Origin of the sequence: Streptomyces sp. NPDC086519, from assembly GCF_040686075.1 — a bacterium.
GTDB lineage: Bacteria > Actinomycetota > Actinomycetes > Streptomycetales > Streptomycetaceae > Streptomyces > Streptomyces shenzhenensis.
The window spans coordinates 94,832-111,308 of record NZ_JBFBJL010000028.1 but is presented as its reverse complement, the minus strand read 5'-3'; the positions used below and the strand labels follow the sequence as shown (position 1 = coordinate 111,308).

Annotated in this window: 17 protein-coding genes, 1 tRNA gene and 1 pseudogene; 11 read left to right on the top strand and 8 right to left on the bottom strand. The window is 69.4% G+C overall.

What is annotated here, in order from left to right:
- Positions 1 to 5: 5 nt before the first annotated feature.
- Both AB0P24_RS26105 and AB0P24_RS26100 read right to left on the bottom strand, forming a co-directional pair.
- Positions 6 to 794, bottom strand: coding sequence for a GntR family transcriptional regulator (locus tag AB0P24_RS26105; RefSeq protein WP_365797940.1), 789 nt, complete (start codon positions 792 to 794; stop codon positions 6 to 8).
- A 238-nt stretch (positions 795 to 1,032) separates the two neighbouring features.
- Positions 1,033 to 1,374, bottom strand: a complete 342-nt coding sequence (locus AB0P24_RS26100; protein WP_365797938.1) for a DUF6344 domain-containing protein — start codon at positions 1,372 to 1,374, stop codon at positions 1,033 to 1,035.
- Between the two features lie 351 nt (positions 1,375 to 1,725).
- On the opposite strand from AB0P24_RS26100, the gene AB0P24_RS26095 reads away from it, so the two are divergent.
- Entirely contained in the window at positions 1,726 to 1,854 is a 129-nt protein-coding gene (locus AB0P24_RS26095; RefSeq protein ID WP_003999697.1) for a DLW-39 family protein, read from the top strand.
- A 283-nt stretch (positions 1,855 to 2,137) separates the two neighbouring features.
- Positions 2,138 to 3,409, top strand: coding sequence for a hypothetical protein (locus AB0P24_RS26090; RefSeq protein WP_365797936.1), 1,272 nt, complete (start codon positions 2,138 to 2,140; stop codon positions 3,407 to 3,409).
- Here the strand turns inward: AB0P24_RS26090 and AB0P24_RS26085 are convergent.
- Both AB0P24_RS26085 and AB0P24_RS26080 read right to left on the bottom strand, forming a co-directional pair.
- Positions 3,373 to 4,959: a serine/threonine-protein kinase gene (locus AB0P24_RS26085; RefSeq protein WP_365797934.1), complete on the bottom strand. Its 1,587-nt coding sequence runs from the start codon at positions 4,957 to 4,959 to the stop codon at positions 3,373 to 3,375. The two genes, AB0P24_RS26090 and AB0P24_RS26085, sit on opposite strands and share 37 nt — an antisense overlap.
- Positions 4,960 to 5,121: 162 nt before the next feature.
- Complete coding sequence (locus AB0P24_RS26080; protein ID WP_365797932.1) at positions 5,122 to 5,670, bottom strand: DNA-binding protein; 549 nt, start codon at positions 5,668 to 5,670, stop codon at positions 5,122 to 5,124.
- A 185-nt stretch (positions 5,671 to 5,855) separates the two neighbouring features.
- Here AB0P24_RS26080 and AB0P24_RS26075 point away from each other — a divergent pair.
- Together AB0P24_RS26075 and AB0P24_RS26070 are read left to right on the top strand one after the other, a co-directional pair.
- Positions 5,856 to 5,928, top strand: a tRNA-Ala gene (locus AB0P24_RS26075).
- Between the two features lie 345 nt (positions 5,929 to 6,273).
- Positions 6,274 to 6,570 carry a hypothetical protein gene (locus AB0P24_RS26070; protein ID WP_365797930.1) on the top strand — a complete coding sequence of 99 codons (297 nt, stop codon included), beginning with the start codon at positions 6,274 to 6,276 and terminating at the stop codon, positions 6,568 to 6,570.
- A gap of 118 nt (positions 6,571 to 6,688) precedes the next feature.
- Here the strand turns inward: AB0P24_RS26070 and AB0P24_RS26065 are convergent, their stop codons facing one another.
- Entirely contained in the window at positions 6,689 to 7,087 is a 399-nt protein-coding gene (locus AB0P24_RS26065; protein ID WP_365797928.1) for an STAS domain-containing protein, read from the bottom strand.
- A gap of 106 nt (positions 7,088 to 7,193) precedes the next feature.
- Positions 7,194 to 7,640 (bottom strand): annotated as a pseudogene (locus AB0P24_RS26060) (DUF5994 family protein); the annotation flags it as partial.
- 427 nt (positions 7,641 to 8,067) lie between these two features.
- On the opposite strand from AB0P24_RS26060, the gene AB0P24_RS26055 reads away from it, so the two are divergent.
- The 3 genes from AB0P24_RS26055 (at position 8,068) to AB0P24_RS26045 (ending at position 11,402) form a co-directional block, all read left to right on the top strand.
- A complete protein-coding gene (locus AB0P24_RS26055; RefSeq protein ID WP_365797926.1) occupies positions 8,068 to 9,327 on the top strand; it encodes an ice-binding family protein in 1,260 nt (419 codons plus the stop codon).
- 394 nt (positions 9,328 to 9,721) lie between these two features.
- Positions 9,722 to 10,186 carry a DUF5819 family protein gene (locus tag AB0P24_RS26050; RefSeq protein WP_365797924.1) on the top strand — a complete coding sequence of 155 codons (465 nt, stop codon included), beginning with the start codon at positions 9,722 to 9,724 and terminating at the stop codon, positions 10,184 to 10,186.
- A complete protein-coding gene (locus AB0P24_RS26045) occupies positions 10,176 to 11,402 on the top strand; it encodes an HTTM domain-containing protein (protein WP_365797922.1) in 1,227 nt (408 codons plus the stop codon). The genes AB0P24_RS26050 and AB0P24_RS26045 overlap by 11 nt, the downstream gene beginning before the upstream one ends.
- Positions 11,403 to 11,736: 334 nt before the next feature.
- Here the strand turns inward: AB0P24_RS26045 and AB0P24_RS26040 are convergent, their stop codons facing one another.
- Positions 11,737 to 12,438, bottom strand: a complete 702-nt coding sequence (locus AB0P24_RS26040) for a DUF5324 family protein (RefSeq protein ID WP_365797920.1) — start codon at positions 12,436 to 12,438, stop codon at positions 11,737 to 11,739.
- A gap of 289 nt (positions 12,439 to 12,727) precedes the next feature.
- Here AB0P24_RS26040 and AB0P24_RS26035 point away from each other — a divergent pair, with 289 nt between their 5' ends.
- Complete coding sequence (locus AB0P24_RS26035) at positions 12,728 to 13,261, top strand: peptidylprolyl isomerase (RefSeq protein WP_365797918.1); 534 nt, start codon at positions 12,728 to 12,730, stop codon at positions 13,259 to 13,261.
- Positions 13,262 to 13,359: 98 nt separating this feature from the next.
- Positions 13,360 to 14,259 carry a rhomboid family intramembrane serine protease gene (locus AB0P24_RS26030; protein WP_365797916.1) on the top strand — a complete coding sequence of 300 codons (900 nt, stop codon included), beginning with the start codon at positions 13,360 to 13,362 and terminating at the stop codon, positions 14,257 to 14,259.
- A 286-nt stretch (positions 14,260 to 14,545) separates the two neighbouring features.
- Here AB0P24_RS26030 and crgA read toward each other — a convergent pair whose 3' ends face one another.
- A complete protein-coding gene (crgA, locus tag AB0P24_RS26025; RefSeq protein WP_089100431.1) occupies positions 14,546 to 14,800 on the bottom strand; it encodes a cell division protein CrgA in 255 nt (84 codons plus the stop codon).
- Between the two features lie 153 nt (positions 14,801 to 14,953).
- Between crgA and AB0P24_RS26020 the strand changes: the two genes are divergently transcribed.
- Both AB0P24_RS26020 and AB0P24_RS26015 read left to right on the top strand, forming a co-directional pair.
- Positions 14,954 to 15,742, top strand: coding sequence for a DUF881 domain-containing protein (locus AB0P24_RS26020; RefSeq protein ID WP_365797915.1), 789 nt, complete (start codon positions 14,954 to 14,956; stop codon positions 15,740 to 15,742).
- A 27-nt stretch (positions 15,743 to 15,769) separates the two neighbouring features.
- A complete protein-coding gene (locus tag AB0P24_RS26015) occupies positions 15,770 to 16,459 on the top strand; it encodes a class E sortase (protein WP_365797914.1) in 690 nt (229 codons plus the stop codon).
- Positions 16,460 to 16,477 lie beyond the last annotated feature (18 nt).

Sequence of the window (16,477 nt, the reverse complement as noted above, 5' to 3'; positions counted from 1 at the left end):
AGCGTTCACCACCTTTCCAGGTGTGTGGTGAAGAGCAGTTCGGTGCGGTCGCCGGGAAGCGTGACAGCGGTGATGTCCACGATGCGGTCGTGGATGTCGTACGACCGCTTGCGCAGCAGGATCACCGAGGTGCCGGCCGGCAGGTCCAGCTCCCGGGCCTCCTCGGGCGTCGGCGGACGGGCGGTGAAGCGCTCCTCGACGCGGTCGACCTCGATGCCGACGGTGCGCAGCTGGTTCTGGGTGCCGCCCGGCCAGGGTTCGTTGGTCTCGTCCAGGAGATCCGGGTTGGCCGCGACCATGTCACGGACCAGGTAGGAGGTCACCAGGCTGAAGGGGGCGCTCTCGGCGGCGTGCCGGGTCCGGTAGGTGCGCTCCAGGAGCACGGTGCCCTTGGACACGCCGAACGCCTCGGCGAGGTCGGTGGGCGCGGCCAGCTGGCGGTAGCGGGCGAAGAAGACCAGGTCGTCGATGACCAGACCGGTCTCGCGCTCGGTCGCGCCGGTCTCGGCCCGGGCGGACTCCGGCATCAGGGCGCGGTCCTTCTCCCACTGGTGCCGTTCGTTGTCGCGGACCGCGCGGGTGCGCGGGCGGCGCACGAAGGTGCCGCTGCCGTGCCGCTTGTCGATCAGACCCTCCGCGCTGAGCAGCCGCAGCGCGTTCTGGATCGTGGGCACGCTGCGGCCGTGGCGCCGGGCCAGCTCCGCCTCGGAGGGCAGCCGGGCGCCCGGGGTGAGCTCGCCGCCTCGGATGGCGCGGCGGAGGTCGTCGGCGATCTCCTCGTAGGCCTTGGGCACACGATCAGGCTACGACTCCTCAAGAGGTGTTGATGAGTCGGACCGCTTCGTCCACGGACGGCTTCGTTCACGGGTGGCTTCGTTCACGGACGGCTTCGTCCACGGACGCGGCGATGTCGGGGCATGCGGAGACCCGCGGCCGGATCGATCCCGGTCACGGGCCTGTGTCGCAGTAGGCGCTGGTACGTACGCAAGTCGCCCTTGCGCCGTTGCGTCCGAGTCGTCTGTACCGGCGGGGTCAGCAGTCCATCGGTGCCGCGGGGGGGTCGGCCGGGGTTTCCGGCTCGGTGGTGTCCAGGGGGCGGTGGCGGCAACTGGGGGTCTTGCCGTGGGCCTCGGCCCGGATGCGCTGCTTCATCGTGGGCGGCAGGGACCTGGCGTGGGACCAGAGCCAGTGACTTTGTGCCGGGATCGTCACCCGGGCCGTGCTGTGGTCGTCGCCGGTGCTGTTGCGCGGGGTCTCGGTCTGCGGTACCGCGGCGGCGGTGGTGGCGGAGACGAATCCGAGCGCCGTGCACAGCGCGAGGAAGGCGGTGACGATGGCGGTCCACAGCGTCATGACCTTGGAGTTCCGGGCCATGGCCCCTCACTTTCGGGTTGGGCGATTTGCGTACTTTCCTCATGATGTGTATGGGGGTCGCGAAGTGGGGGACGTCGGCCTGTGGCGCGTCGATGTTCTGATGAACACCACACGGATGGGTGCATGGCAGGGGAAAAATCCCAAGAAAGGCCTGCGAAAGGCGTCGAGAGGGAGCAAAGTAACCGTCCGTGGAGGTGTGATCACCCTCCGATCGGAGCGGTCCGACCTCGTGCAACGCCTTGTGGCGGACCGGAGTTGGGGGTCGGATGCCAGGTCACCGATCGATATCGGTCGGTGTGTATAGTCGGGCGCCAGAGGTCCCCTACGTCAAGGAAGAGACGAGGTCGCGCGGTGAAGAAGCTTCTCCTGGTCGCACTGGCCGCCATCGGCGGGCTCCTCGTGTACCGCCAGATCCAGGCGGATCGCGCCGAGCAGGATCTGTGGACGGAGGCGACTGACTCCGTGCCCACGGGTTCGTGAGTACCGACCACAGACGAGACTGAGACCCCGGCCGCCCGAGCGGTCGGGGTTTTGCGTTGCCGGGGCCTTCTGGGGCCTTCTGGGGCGTTCTTGGGCGTTCCGGGGGCGGGGGCCGTGGTGCGAGGGAGGCGTTTCGGACGGTCGTACGGATCGCCGGGTGGCGCGCGGGCGCGCGAGGCAGTATGGGGCCGGCCGGTCCGGGACCCGGACGACCGGCGGACGACGGCTGGGGGCGCGCGTGACACGGCGGTGGTGTACTACAGCGGCACGGCGGGGTCTCGGCGTGACGGCCGCCCTCGTACTGACAGCGCTGCTGACGGCACTGCTGCCCGCCTCCGCGGCCGCCGCGGACAGCGGCAGCGGATACGCCTTCGCTCCCGACACCCGTACGGTCACCGGAGCCACGGGCACCACGGCCGCCGTACCGCTGGAGCCCGGCACGACCTACCGCAGCACCCTCCCGGACAAGGGCTCGCTGTACTTCCGCCTCGAACTCGCCGCCGACACCACGGCCTACGTCCCCGTCACCGCCGTTCCGCCCACCGACGCCACCGTCTCCGCCAGCGACGGCATCGAGGTCTCGATCGAGGACGCCAACGGCACCGCCTGCGACTACGACACCGCCCGCTTCGGCGCCGGGCTCAGCCCCCGGCCGGTCACGGCGGTGGGGCGGCGGGACGCGGGCAAGGCGCTGTGCAAGGACGCCGGCACCTACTACGTGGTCGTCGAGCGGGCCGTGTCCGGCTCGACGACCACCTCCCCGGGCAGCTGGGACCTGGAGATCGCCCCCGTCACCGAACCGGCCCTGACCGAGGCCGGCGCCACCACCGCCCCGGAGACCTGGAACTCCGCGTCACCCGAGCCGCTCACCTCGGCCCCCCGCCGCCGCACCGCGGGCGCCGGCTTCGCCGCGGCCGCCGTCCTGGACCAGGGCGTCTGGCAGACCGACATCACGCCCGGCCAGACCCTCTACTACGCCGTCCCGGTCGACTGGGGCCAGCAGCTGCACGCCACCGTCGACCTCGGCAGCACCAGCGGCGACAGCCGCGGCTACGTCAGCGCCGCGCTCAACCTCTCCCTCTACAACCCCGTCCGCGGCTACGTCGACGACGTCTCCCTCGGCTACGACGGCACCCAGAAGTCGTCCTCCCTCGCCCCCCTGCCACCCGTGGCGTACGCCAACCGGTACGCCACGGGCGGCACGGCGAGCTCCGTCCGCTTCGCCGGTGACTACTACCTCGTCGTCCACCTCACCGGGCAGACCGCGGACACCTTCGGGAAGGGGCCGTACGGCGTCACGCTCCGGGTCCGCGTCGACGGCACCCCGAACTCCGGCCCCGCGTACGCCGGTTCCCCGGTCCCGAACGGTGTCTTCGACGTGTCCTCGGCCCGGGGAGGCCTCGCGGGCGCGGCCGGCGACGACGACACGGCGATGCGGGCGCTCGCGGCCGGCGGCATCGGCACGGGCACGGCCCTGCTGCTGGTCCTGGGCGGGTGGACCCTGACCGCCCGGCGCGCTCAGATCCGGGCCAACGCCCAGAAGCCGACGGCGTAACAGGCCAGCGCGAGCAGGAGGATGGGCACGGCCGCCCTGGCGGGAGGACCGGGCCGAGGCGCCCGCCGCCGCCGACGCCGGCCGTGGGTGCGGACCGACGGTGGCGGGGCCTGCGGATCCCGCGCGGTGTAGGTGGCGGTGCCGGTGTCAGGCTGGGCCGGAGGGAGCGGTTGCGCGGGGGGCCACGGCGTGTGGGGCTGCGGCACGACCGGGACGGCCTGCGGCCGGGCGTACGGGGGATACGGCGATGCCGGCTCGGGCGGCACTGCGGCGGGGGCCGGGGGGACCGGCGCCTGGGGCGGCGGGAGCCGGAAACTGCCGGTGTCGGACAGGGAGACCGGCGCCGACGAGGTTCCGCCGCCGGTGCCGCCGGTGCCGCCGGTGCCGTCGGCGGCGGAGACCGCCGGGAACCCGTCGGCGCCACCGGTCCCGGGCAACGGGGCCGCCGGGCCCGCACCTTGGCCCGCCCCCGCCCCTGCCGCCCCTGCCGCACCTGCGGATTCCCCGGCCGATTCCCCGGCCGTCTCCCGGCCCGGAGCCGCCCCGGCCGCCCGCGCCCCCGTGGCAATCGCCGCGCCGCCCGCACTCGGCGCTTCCGCTCCCGGTGCCGGCCCCGCCCCCGGCGCACCAGGCTCTCCTGAGGTCCGCGTATCGACCCCGGAAGCCATCCGCACCGGGCCCTCCGGCCCGAAACCCGTGGGCAAGGGCCCCAGTTGGTCGAAGATCTCGATCAAGTCGCCGTCGGCGTCCGTCTCCGGGAGGAGTTCCCTGGCCTGGGCGATGGCCCTGCGGGCTCCGACGGCCGTACGGAAGCGGGCGCGGGGGTCTGGCTGGAGGAGGCCGGCCACCACCTCCCAGAGCGGGTCCGGGATGCCCTTGGGCGCTCCCGGGGTGCCGTGTTCGGCGAAGTACTGGACGAGCGCCTTGGCGTCGGGCTTGGCGCCTTCCAGGAGATACAGGGCGACCAGGCCGACGGCGAACAGGTCGGCCGTGAAGTCGGGGTCGGCGCCCAGGAGTTGCTCAGGAGCGATGTAACCCGGCGTACCGACCACGAGGTTGGTCTCGGTCAGCCGGGCCTCGCCGAGCCGCATGGCGATGCCGAAGTCGGACAGACGCAGCCGGGGACGGGCGGTGCCGGTCGCCTCCAGCAGGATGTTCGCGGGCTTGATGTCCCGGTGGACCACGTCCTCGGCGTGCACCGCGGCGAGTCCGGAGAGCAACTGGTCGAGGAGCGTGCAGACGAACAGCGGGGGCAGGGGACCGTAGTCCCCGACGAGGTGGACCAGCGAGCCGCCGGCGACCAGGTCCATCGTGAACAGGACCTTGTCGTCGTCGGCGGCCCAGCTGGCCGGAGCCAGCACATGGGGGTGATCGATGCGCAGCGCCTGCTCCCGCACGAAGCGCAGCAGCGCGTGGGCGTCGCTCTGCTGGAGCACCTTGGCCGCCACATAGCGCTTGCGCCGGTGGTCCCAGGCACGCCAGACGGCACCCACTCCGCCATGACCGATCGGGTCGGCCAGTTCGTACCGGCCCGCGAAGACCTCACCCATGACTGCCCGTACCCCTCCCCCTCAGGTCCCCCTGCCACCCCCTTGCCTGTTACCCCCTTGCTTCCCCCGGATGAGCGATACGACCCCTCGCGCGTGCCCCCGTCTGCCAGGGCCCTGCCCCGCCCGGTTCACCGGACCCCCTCCGGTGCGCCGGGCCGTGGCTCAGCCCTGGTGCGACTGGTAGTGCGTGACCGCGTCCGAGGTGCGGCCGGCACCGTAGACCCGGAGGAACTCCGCCAGCTCCGGGTGGGTCGGAGCGAGCGTGTCGGCCGCGTCGATGATGTCACCGGCGGCGGCCACCGACCGCAGCAGCGACTGGATCTCGCGGACCACCCGCTTGACCGTCGGAGCTCCTGAACCGCTCGTCGTCTGCGTGGTGTTGCTGAGCACCGAGCCCCCCTGGGACTTCTTGATCTCATCCATGCGTTCGGTCGCCTCGGCCGCGCTCACGCTGCCGTCCGCGACCTGCTGCGCCAGATCCTGCAACAACTGCACCCGCTGGACCACGGCCGGGTTGCCGATCTTCGCCCGCTGGCCGCTCATCAGCTGCGACAGCATGGGCGCGGACAGTCCCAGGACCGCCGCGAGACGTGCCTGGTTGAGCCCCAGGTCGTCGATGAGCTTACGGAAGAGCGCCCCCAACGGCTCTCCGTACCAGTTCCGCTGCAGCTCCCGCGCTCTGGCGGTGGCTTCCTGCTGTGCGGCGTCCATTGCGTCTCCCCATCGCTTCCCCAAAAAATCCACGGTTCGCTACAGCGAACCCCGTCGAGCATCTTACGGAGAGTGGTCATCTGCGGGGACCCCCAATCTTTTTGCGAGGCAAGGGGGGTGACCCGGTACTCTGGTGTGCGGCACCGACCCTGCGGACCTCTCGCTTGGCCGGTCGCTTCCCGTACGGGGCCTTAGCTCAGTTGGTAGAGCGCCGTCTTTGCATGGCGGATGTCAGGGGTTCGACTCCCCTAGGCTCCACTTGTATAAACCCCTCTGACCTGCGGAAACGCGATCAGGGGGGTTCTTTTGTCCCGATTTTCGTGCGCGTGTGTGTGCGTGTGTGCGCACGGATTCGTTGGAGGATGTCGGGGGAGCGTGTTCCCTTGGGTTTCGGGCGAGGCCGGCGGGGCGCCGGTGGGGAGGGGGCGATTGTCTCGGCTGAGTCCACCCCGGGCTTAGACGTCGGCGTCTCCTCGGTGGAGAGCTCCGAGACGGGGCGCAAGACGCGGCCGCCGCCGAGCATCGTACGGAGGCCGGAGATCGATTCTCACGCACTTCGTCCTCGATGCGCCGACACTGCTCGGGCTCGGAGGCAACAAGCAGGTGTCCGGCCTCATCCACCGTGCCTACCTGGAGGCGGACGCACGGCTGTGGGTGCCGCTGCTCTTCCTGGTCGAGGCCGGGCGGGAGCGGCCCGGGATCATTGAGCACTTCGGGCAGCCGGAAGTGTTCCATACCCTCGATCTCGACTACACGGGTGCGTACGGGGTGATGCCGCCGCAGCATGAGGGCGTCCTGGTGGGGATCGCCGCGGTGATCCATACGGCGCGGAGCCTGTTGCTCGACTGCTGGCGCGGAGGACGACGCGCTGGTGGCGACGCTCGCCTCGAAGGCGTTTGAGGGCGCCGGGGTGCCTTCCCCAGGCTCTCCGTTTTTCAGGGGTCGAGTCGGCGCAGCGGCACCGCGTCCACGGCGAACGGCTGGTGGCCGCCGGGTTGCCCGGCCCTGGATCGCCCGCTCACCGCACACTTCCCGGGGCGGGGTCCGCGGATCCGACGACGTGTGCCGCAGGGCCGGCCGGGTCTGTGGGGAGACCGTCCGGCAGGCCGGAGAGCAGGAAGCCGTTGCCGGTGAGGGTGATGATGCGAGCCAGCACCGGAGGCGGGTGGTGCAACCGTAAGGATCCACCGGCCGCGGCGGTGGCCTGCGACGCGTAGAGGAAGGCGTTGAGGCCGGTCACGTCGCAGAAGGTGACGGTGGTCAGGTCTGCGTCGATGACGCGGATGCCGTCGAGTAGGCATCGTCCCACCGACTCGCGCACGAGGCGCTCCGTACTCAGGTCGATCTCACCGGCCATAGTGATCAACGCCCGTCGGTGTTTGTCGCGCCGATAGAGGGTCAGCTGTGGAATGGGCATGGCACCTCGGTTCAGGAGACCGGCCCCTGGCACGGGCCATTGGTCGCACCGGGCCACGGAGTCGCAACGGAGCCTTGCTCCCGGGTGCCCAGTGTCGGAGTCAGCCCTCGCCGATCAGGCCGGTCGCCGTGAGGCTCCGCGCCGGGTCGGTGGCCGTGGCCATGAGCCGGGCCGCGGTGGTCGGCGCTGTCTCCGGTGGGATCACCAGCAGGTCCCAGCGGCCTACGGTGTAGGAGAGCAGCAGCAGCTTGTGCGGGTCTTGCTCGGCATCGAACCAGCCGACGTGCACCACGTGCCCGTGGACGGGCACCTTTTGCGGGATGACCGGCCAGAACGTGGGATTCACCGTTACCCGGGTGATCCGCCCCCACAGCGGGTCGAGGAACTCGATCAGCGCCGGAAGCTCTGCCTTCAGATCGCGGGAGCGGGGCCACCAGGCGCCGTCGATCAGTGCTGGAGCGGTGTCGGCGGGTGCCAGTCGGAGTCTGAGCGGCGATGAAGAAACAGGGGTTCGGTCTTCGACCGCGGGCGTCAACAGAATGGTCGCGGTCATGATGCGGACCCAACCCCGGGCCGGTCGCGACCGGCCCGGCTGTGGTGAATCGCCGGGAACGACGCCGGCGTGGACGTCGGCGTACGAGATGCTCTCGGTAGTCACCAGGCTACTCCTCATCGACGCCTGACGGACCGACGCGGGCCTGCGGGCTGAACGGAACACGGGGCCAGGGCGGCCGACGGGACCGGAAGAAACGCCCTCGGCAGACGATCCGCAAATTCGAGTGAATGTGCCGGATAATCGGAAATATTAATGTACCAATACCTGCCATGCATTCGGGGGTTTAATTGTTGGAAATCTCGACTCTCTTTCGATTGCCGTTGCCGCTCATATATCTCTCCGTAATATGCAGCGATCAGATCAAGGCTCCCGGGTAACTGGTAGGGCCCGGCATGCCACGGCCCCCACAGAAATTGGCCTCTCGATGAAGCTGAAGATCCCTCAAACAGCTCGCCGTCACACCTTGCCCGGCTGGCTGGCCTCGGCCCTGGCCGCGATCGTGGCCGCGGCCATGGTCGTCCTGACGCCCGCGCAGGCTAGCGCCATCGCCACGGCCGTACCGCTGGCCACGGCCGCGAGCTTCTCAGTTCTGGCAGGCTCGGGCGTCACCAATACCGGTGCCACGCTGATCAGCCACGACCTGGGGACGTCCCCGACCCCGTCAATCACAGGCTTCCCACCCGGTCAGGTGCTCGGCGCCGTACACGCCGCCGACGCCGTCGCGCTGCAGGCCAAGTCCGACCTGGTCACGGCGTACAACAATGCAGCCGGCCAGGCTACGAACTTTGCTCTCCCGGCGGCAATCACCACGGGCACAACGCTGATTCCGGGCGTCTACACCGCCACAGCCGGTGTCGGACTCACCGGCGACCTGATCCTGGACGCCAAGGGAGACCCGAACGCGGTCTGGGTGTTCCAGATTCCTGAAGCCCTGACGACCGCGACCGCCAGCCGGGTGCTTCTCACGAACGGCGCTTCGCCGTGCAACGTGTACTGGCAGATCGGGAGTTCGGCCACCCTCGGTACCAATTCCACGTTCGTCGGCACCATCATGGCGCTGACTTCGATCACCGTGACCACGGGGACGAACATCGAGGGCCGGGCGCTGGCCCGCAACGGCGCCGTGACGCTCGACGACAACCGCATCTTCCTCAACAACTGCGCGACCAGCACGACCGGTGGCACCACGACGACCGGTACGACGACCGGTACGACGACCGGAACCACGACCGGCACCACCGTCGGTGTGACCGGTGGCGATCTGGTCACCGGCGGCCTGGTGGGCGGACCGATCGTCGGGACCGGCGGCACGGGGAACGTCTCCGGCAACACCGCCGGGAACACCGTGGGCAACACGGCGGGGAACAACGTCACCTCCGGGAACACGTCGGGCAACACCGCCGGGACCACCGCGGGTGGGCAAGGCGGCAAACCCGGTGAGCAGGACAACAAGCCGGGCGGCCCGGACCACGGTGGCGGCCATGACCAGCACGGCAAGCCGAGCGAGGAACATCAGGGTGGGCCCGGCAAGCCGGAGAACGGCAAGCCGGAACAGGGCGAGGACAACGGCCACGACTACGCCAACCACGACTACGCCAACCACGACTACGCCAACCACGACTCCACCACCTACGGCTACGCCAACGCACCGAAGCTTGAGGGTCAGGAAGGCCACGAAGGCTAGGCGGCAGGCTGTGAGAGGTCCGTACATCGGATGACGGCGCGCGGTGGGATCCCCTCGATTCCGCCGCGCGCCGCCGGTGTCGGCCGGTCCGCAGGGACCTCAGGCGCCGGTCGGCGGAGACGAGAAGGCGAGGTGGGCGGTGTCGAGCAGTATTGATGCAGCGCGTGTGCGGGAAACCGGGGAGTCCGATGCCGATTCGCTCTCATGGGAGCAGTACGACAGCGGAAACCCACCCGGCGAGCGGTCCGCGGGTGCCAGGGTGCTGAGAGCGGGGCTGCACACTGCCATCCTCCTGTGTCTGGTGACAACCCTGGTCCATATCGGTGCCGTCTTTCTGCAAGTGGCACCCGCCAACCCTGTCTCAAGGCGGTACAGCCGACAGGTCGACGCGTGGGTGTATCCCCTCTTCGAACAGAACTGGCGGCTCTTCGCCCCCAACCCCGACTCGGTCAATCGGCAGGTCCTGGCGAGAACCGCGCACACCGCGTCCAACGGGTCGATGCGGGTCAGCCCGTGGGTCGACCTGACCGCCATGGACCGTGCCGCCGTCGAGCACAACGCGTTTCCGAGCCACACGGCCCAGAACCTCCTGCGCCGCGCCTGGGCCTCCTACGTCGACACGCACGGAGAGGACGACACGGCACGCTCGGACCGGGCCCTCATGATGCAGAAGTATCTGAGCAACATCGCCGCCGACCGCCTCGCCGACCACGACGACGGCGGCACCTTCGAGTTCGTCCAGCTCCGGGTCGTCACGCTGCCCGTGGCCGCGCCCGGTACGGCGGCCGGACACCGGCCGCCGTCGCCGGTGGAGAACCGGCTCCTGCCCTGGTGGAAGGTGACCCCCCATGGGAAATGAGCAGATCCGCGAACTCCCCGCCACGGCGGTCACGCAGGACCGGCCCATGAGCCACGACGCATGGACCGCAGACGCGTTCTACCACCGGCTCCTCACCCGAACCGACGCCTTCTGGGCACTTGTCACCGGCCGGCCGGTGTCCCTGTACGCCACGTCGGTTCTGCGCATCGGCTACGGGTTGCTCTACCTGGTCTTTCTCCTGCGCGAATTCCCCCACCGGTACGAGATCTGGGGGCCGGGTTCCCCGTGGACACCCGCGTTGGCGGCACAGCTCTTCGACCAGACGGGTTGGTACAGCTTCCTGATCCTGTCGGACAACCGTGCCTACTTCGAGCTGTGCTACGTGCTGGCCCTCGTGACGTCCACGCTGTTCATGCTGGGCTGGCGGACCCGGGCCACATCCGTCCTCTTCGCCATTGTGGTGACCTCGTTCCATGCCAGAGCGATCTTCATGACGGACGGGGGCGACAACCTCGTCCTGCTGATGGCTCTCTATCTCGTGCTCACCGCGTGCGGCCGGCGCTGGTCCCTGGACGCGCGCAGAAAACGGATCAAGGCGGCGCGGGCGGACGTCGGGCCCGAGCAGGCGCGGAGTTCCCCGGCTCGGCAACTCCGGGCGGCGCGCGGCAAGCTGATCACGGTGGTGCACAACTGCGGCGTCTTCGTCATCGCGGTACAGGTCTGCCTTCTCTACGGATCGGCCGGCCTGTACAAGGTGCAGGGCTCTTTCTGGGGCGACGGCACGGCCCTCCACTACGTGCTGAACCTCGACCTCTTCCAGCCCTGGCCCGAGCTCTCCCATCTCCTGGACCGGTACCCGCTCCTGATCGCGATCGTCGGTTACCTGACCGTTCTCACGCAGGTCGCTTTCCCGTTCGTGCTCTTCGGCAGGCTCAAGTACCCCGTGCTGACCATGCTGCTGGGCATGCACATCGGTATCGCGGTTGTCCTGGGACTGCCTCTCTTCTCGGGCACGATGATCATCGCGGACGCCGTGTTCCTTCCCGACCGCTTCTACGCTTCCCTGCCCCACCTCGCCAGGCGTGCAGCTCGGAGACCCGGTGTGCGGACGCCGGAGCCCCGGCAGGGAGCAGGGCTCGGATCCGTACCCCCGCAGAGCGGCCCCTCGGCTTTGCGGGAAGGGAACAGGCCGATGTCCCGTCCGGGAAGCGGTCGCGGTGGTCCGGCGCCGTCCGGGCCGCCGGTGACGGAATAGGACCGTGCGGGACCGGCGCCCGCGGCGCTCATTCACCTGCGGAGCACCGTGGACGGTTACCGAGGGCATCTCGCACACGGGTTTCCCTACCGCTGGAATGCAGGACGAGCGGGTCGGACAGTCAGTCGGGCCGGATGCGCGTGCTGACTGCGTCGAGGACCGGCTCGGGCCCGGACAGCGTGGTGAGGGACCGGTTGCGGGCGTCACAACAGACCCCTCTGGCCTGCGTAAACGCAGTCAGAGGGGCTCTGCGTCCGCCCTCGCTGTCGGGCGTCTGGTTTCACGTGAAACGACGCCGAGGGGCGAGAGGCGGGAGGCCGAAGCCCCGCCCGGTTCAGCTGTTCTTGTCGTCCCGGGACCGGGAACCCTGCTCCTCCGCTTCCTTGGCCTGCACCTGCGGGTCGAGGGGCGAGCTGCCGTCCACCGAACTCAGACGCCCCGGATCCGGGACCTCCGTGGCGGCCGGAGGCTCCACCAGCCAGTCGGGGTTGGCCTGCCTGTCCCACCACTTCCAGGCGGCGAAGGCCGCGCCGGCCACCACACCGACCGCGGCGAACGCCTTGAACGCACGGCCGCACGCCGCACGCCGCCTATTCCGGCGCGCCAGCCTCTCGATGTCCTCGGCCGACACATTGCCACGCAGCGCCGCCAGCACGGCGGCTCCCCGGGCGGCAGCCTCCTCGCGGACCGGACCGGCCGCGGCCACCGCCTGCTCGATCCTCGGGCGCGAGTAGTCGGCGGCCTGCCGGGCCGCCTTGCGGGTCAGATCGGCGGCGTCGTGCGCGGCCTGGTCCACCATCGGCGGCACATGGGTGCGGGCCTGCTCCAAGCGCGGCACGAGACGGGCGTCGTACTGGACGCGGGCCTGCTCGGCGGCCTGCGACACCACGGGCGCGAGCCGTACGCGTGCCTCCTGCGCGTAGTACGCGGCACGCTCCTTGGCCGTGTCGGCGTAGGGCGCCACCGCTTCCGCGGCGTGCCGCACGCTGTCCTTCGCCGAACTGGTCGCGGCGCGCACGCTGTCTTTGCGGGTCACGGGTTTCCTCCTCCTCGGTGGCGTACGGTATTTCGACTTTCCACCCTTTTACGGATCATGCCTGTCCGCGGGCCGAGCGGCGCGCGAAGAACGGCATACGGGTGCAAAAACAGCCAAGAGGGGCCTGCTCACGACAATGCCACGGATCGGCAGCGCGTGCCCCACATGGCAGAGGGGTTCCGCAAGCGATTCGTGAGGATCCGGGTGCGGAAACCCCGGGCGGCCGTCGTGCCTGCCGTACCGTGCGAGGATCGGGGCACTGAAATTCGAGCACAATGGAAGGCGGACCGTGGCCGAGCAGCTCTACGCCACTCTGAAGACCAGCCTCGGCGACATCGAGGTCCGGCTCTTCCCGAACCACGCGCCCAAGACGGTCAGGAACTTCGTCGAACTGGCGCAGGGTGAGCGCGAGTGGACCCACCCCGCCACCGGCGCCGTCTCCACCGACCCGCTGTACGACGGCACGGTCTTCCACCGCGTGATCAGCGGCTTCATGATCCAGGGCGGCGACCCGGTCGGCAGCGGCATCGGCGGCCCCGGCTACAAGTTCGAGGACGAGTTCCACCCCGACCTGCGCTTCGACCGCCCCTACCTGCTCGCCATGGCCAACGCCGGCCCCCGGACCAACGGCTCCCAGTTCTTCATCACGGTCAACCCCGCCCCCCACCTCAACCGCAAGCACACCATCTTCGGCGAGGTCGTCGACCCGGCCGGCCAGAAGGTCGTGGACAGCATCGCCGCCGTCCCCGTCAGCGGCCCCAACAAGCGGCCCGTGACCGACGTCGTCATCCAGACGGTCGTCGTCGCCAAGCGCGCTGGCTGACCGGCCCGAAACCGAAGCGCCCGAAGGGAACCAAACGCCCCGCTCGTCCGTAAGGATGGTCGGGGCGGAACACTGCCCACGACAAGCGAGGGGACCCCATGGAGGACCAGGCGACAGGCAGCGCGCGCGACGCCCACAGCCTGCCCAAGTGCTACCGGCACCCGGACCGGGAGACCGGCGTGCGCTGCACCCGCTGCGAGCGACCCATCTGCCCGGAGTGCATGGTCAGCGCCTCCGTGGGCTTCCAGTGCCCCGAATGCGTCCGCGGCACCACCGAAGGCCACAGCGGCCCGCCCCCCGCGGCCTACCGGCCCCGCACCCTCGCCGGCGGCACCATGACCGCCGACCCACGACTGCTCACCAAGATCCTGATCGGCGTCAACATCGCCGTCTTCGTGGCCCAGCTGTCCGTCGGAGACGACTTCACCAGCCGTTTCGAGCTGTTCGGCCAGGCCTGGGTCACGCAGAACGGCGGGGTCGAAGGCGTCGCGCAGGGGCAGTACTACCGGCTGCTGACCGCGATGTTCCTGCACGACCCCTCGAACTACATGCACATCGCGTTCAACATGCTGAGCCTGTGGTGGATCGGCGGCCCCCTGGAGGCCGCCCTCGGCCGCGCCCGTTATCTGACGCTGTACTTCGTCTCCGGCCTGGCAGGCAGCGCGCTCACCTATCTGCTCGCCAACCCCGCCAGCCCTTCGCTCGGCGCCTCCGGCGCGATCTTCGGCCTCTTCGGCGCGACCGCGGTCCTCATCCGCCGCCTCAACTACGACATGCGGCCGATCATCGCCCTGCTGGTGATCAACCTCATCTTCACCTTCAGCGGCGGCATCGCCTGGCAGGCCCACATCGGCGGCCTGGTCGCCGGTGTCATCACCGGCTACGCGATGGTGCACGCCCCGCGTGAGCGGCGGAACCTGATCCAGTACGGCACGTGTGCGCTGGTGCTGGTCGTGGCCGTGGTGATCACGGTCGTCCGGACCACTCAGCTCACCTGAGCCCGATCACGGCGGCGCACCGCACCGATACCGAACCGTTGTCCACAGTCGGTGGCCGATCTTGTGCACAACGTGCGTGCACAACTGCGCCCCCTCCTACTCACCTGCGTTGCCGCAGGTCAGGGAGGGGGCGAGCGGTTTTACGGCGGGTGTTGTGGTAGTCGTACCGGCGTCAACACTCGACGGGTTATCCACAGATCGTCGTCTTTTCCCCAGGAGGGTGTGGACAGCAGTGCAAGCCTGTGGATAACTCAGCGAACAGCCCTGGGCAGAGCTGTCGGCCCGGCTACTTCCACTGCGTGGAGACGCCGAAGCCTGCCGCGATGAAGCCGAAGCCCACGACGATGTTCCAGTTGTCGAGGCTGTCGATCGGCAGCGACCCGTCGGTCACATAGAAGACGACGATCCAGGCCAGCCCGATGAGGAACATGGCCAGCATCACCGGCGCGACCCAGCCGCGGCTGTTGAGCTTGATGGCGGTCGCCTGCTTCGCCGGGGGCGGCGTGTAGTCGGCCTTCTTGCGGATACGTGACTTCGGCACGAGGGTCTCTCCTGTCGATGCGCTGCGTGGCCGCGCAGGTAACTGGGTCGGGCTCGGGGCAGCGTACAAGGGGACAGATAAGGGCGCGCTGAGCGCTCCCCCGGGCGTCCGTTAGCGTAGTGCTTCCGTGGCGCCGAAGGAGATAAGGGTACGTTGAGCAATTCTGCCGACTCCCAGGGGACCGGATCAACGGGTGCCGGCCCAGCCCGCAGGAACGGCTTCCGGCCGGTGCGGGTTCTCACCGTGGCCGTCTTCGCCCTCGCGGGACTCCTCTTCTTCACCAGCTTCAACACGGCCAAGGGCACCGACATCCGCTCGGACGACAACCTGCTCAAGCTCTCCGACCTGATCCAGGAGCGCAGCCGCAAGAACAAGGACCTGGACGAGTCCAACGCGAGCACGCGCGACCAGAACGAGAAGCTCGCCGAGCGCGACGACGGCTCGAGCAAGGCCCAGGACGACAAGCTCACCGGCCTGGAGAAGGACGCGGGCACCCAGAAGCTCACCGGCAAGGCGATCACCGTCACACTCAACGACGCCCCGCCGAACGCCACGGCCAAGCTGCCCGGCTACCCCGAGCCGCAGCCGGACTACCTGGTCATCCACCAGCAGGACCTGCAGGCCGTGGTGAACGCCCTGTGGCAGGGCGGCGCCCAGGGCATCAAGGTCATGGACCAGCGGCTGATCTCCACCAGCGCCGTGCGCTGTGTCGGCAACACGCTGATCCTCCAGGGCCGGGTCTACTCACCGCCGTACAAGATCCAGGCGATCGGTGACCCGGCGAAGATGCAGAAGTCGCTCGCGGACTCCGAGGCCATCCAGAACTACATGGTGTACGTGAACGTGTACGGGCTCGGATGGAAAGTGACCGAGGACGGGACGGTGACTCTGCCGGGCTACTCGGGCACAGTGGATCTGCACTACGCGAAGCCCGTGAGGTAAGCAGCTCGTCACTTTCTGGAGCCGCCGGTGCGCGTGATCGTCAGGACCGTCAGCGAGCTCTGCATCACCGTCGGCACGCTCATCGTGCTCTTCGTCGCGTACGTGCTGTTCTGGACCGGTGTGAAGGCCGACAGTGTGATGCACGACCAGATCGACCAGTTGCAGCGGCAGTGGTCGGCGAAGGCCACGGTGCACCCCACCACCGCGCGGGCGACCGCGGCGCCTCCGGCCAAGCCCGCCGCGTACCACTACGGCAAGGCCTTCGCGATCATGTACATCCCCCGGTTCGGTTTCACGTGGAACAAACCGGTCCTGGAGGGCACCGGCACCGACGTGCTGAAGAAGGGCCTCGCCCACTACGCGCGGACCGCCGGGCTCGGGCAGGTGGGCAACTTCGCGGTCGCCGGCCACCGGCGCACCTACGGTGATCCGTTCCTCGACTTCCCGGAGCTGCGCGAGGGTGACGCGATCGTCCTGACGGACGGGACGACCTGGTTCACGTATCGGATCGACAAAGGCCCTTACAAAACAGTTCCGACGGACGTTGAAGTGATCGACCCTGTGCCACGTAAGTCGGGGTATACGCGCCCGGGCCGTTATCTCACGCTGACCACGTGCGATCCGGAGTGGGGGCACAGCCATCGGCTGATCGTCTGGGCGCACTTGGACTCCACACAGCCTGTGGAGTCAGGCAGACCCAAGGCGCTGCGCCGTTAGTCTGGTGCAGTACGGCGG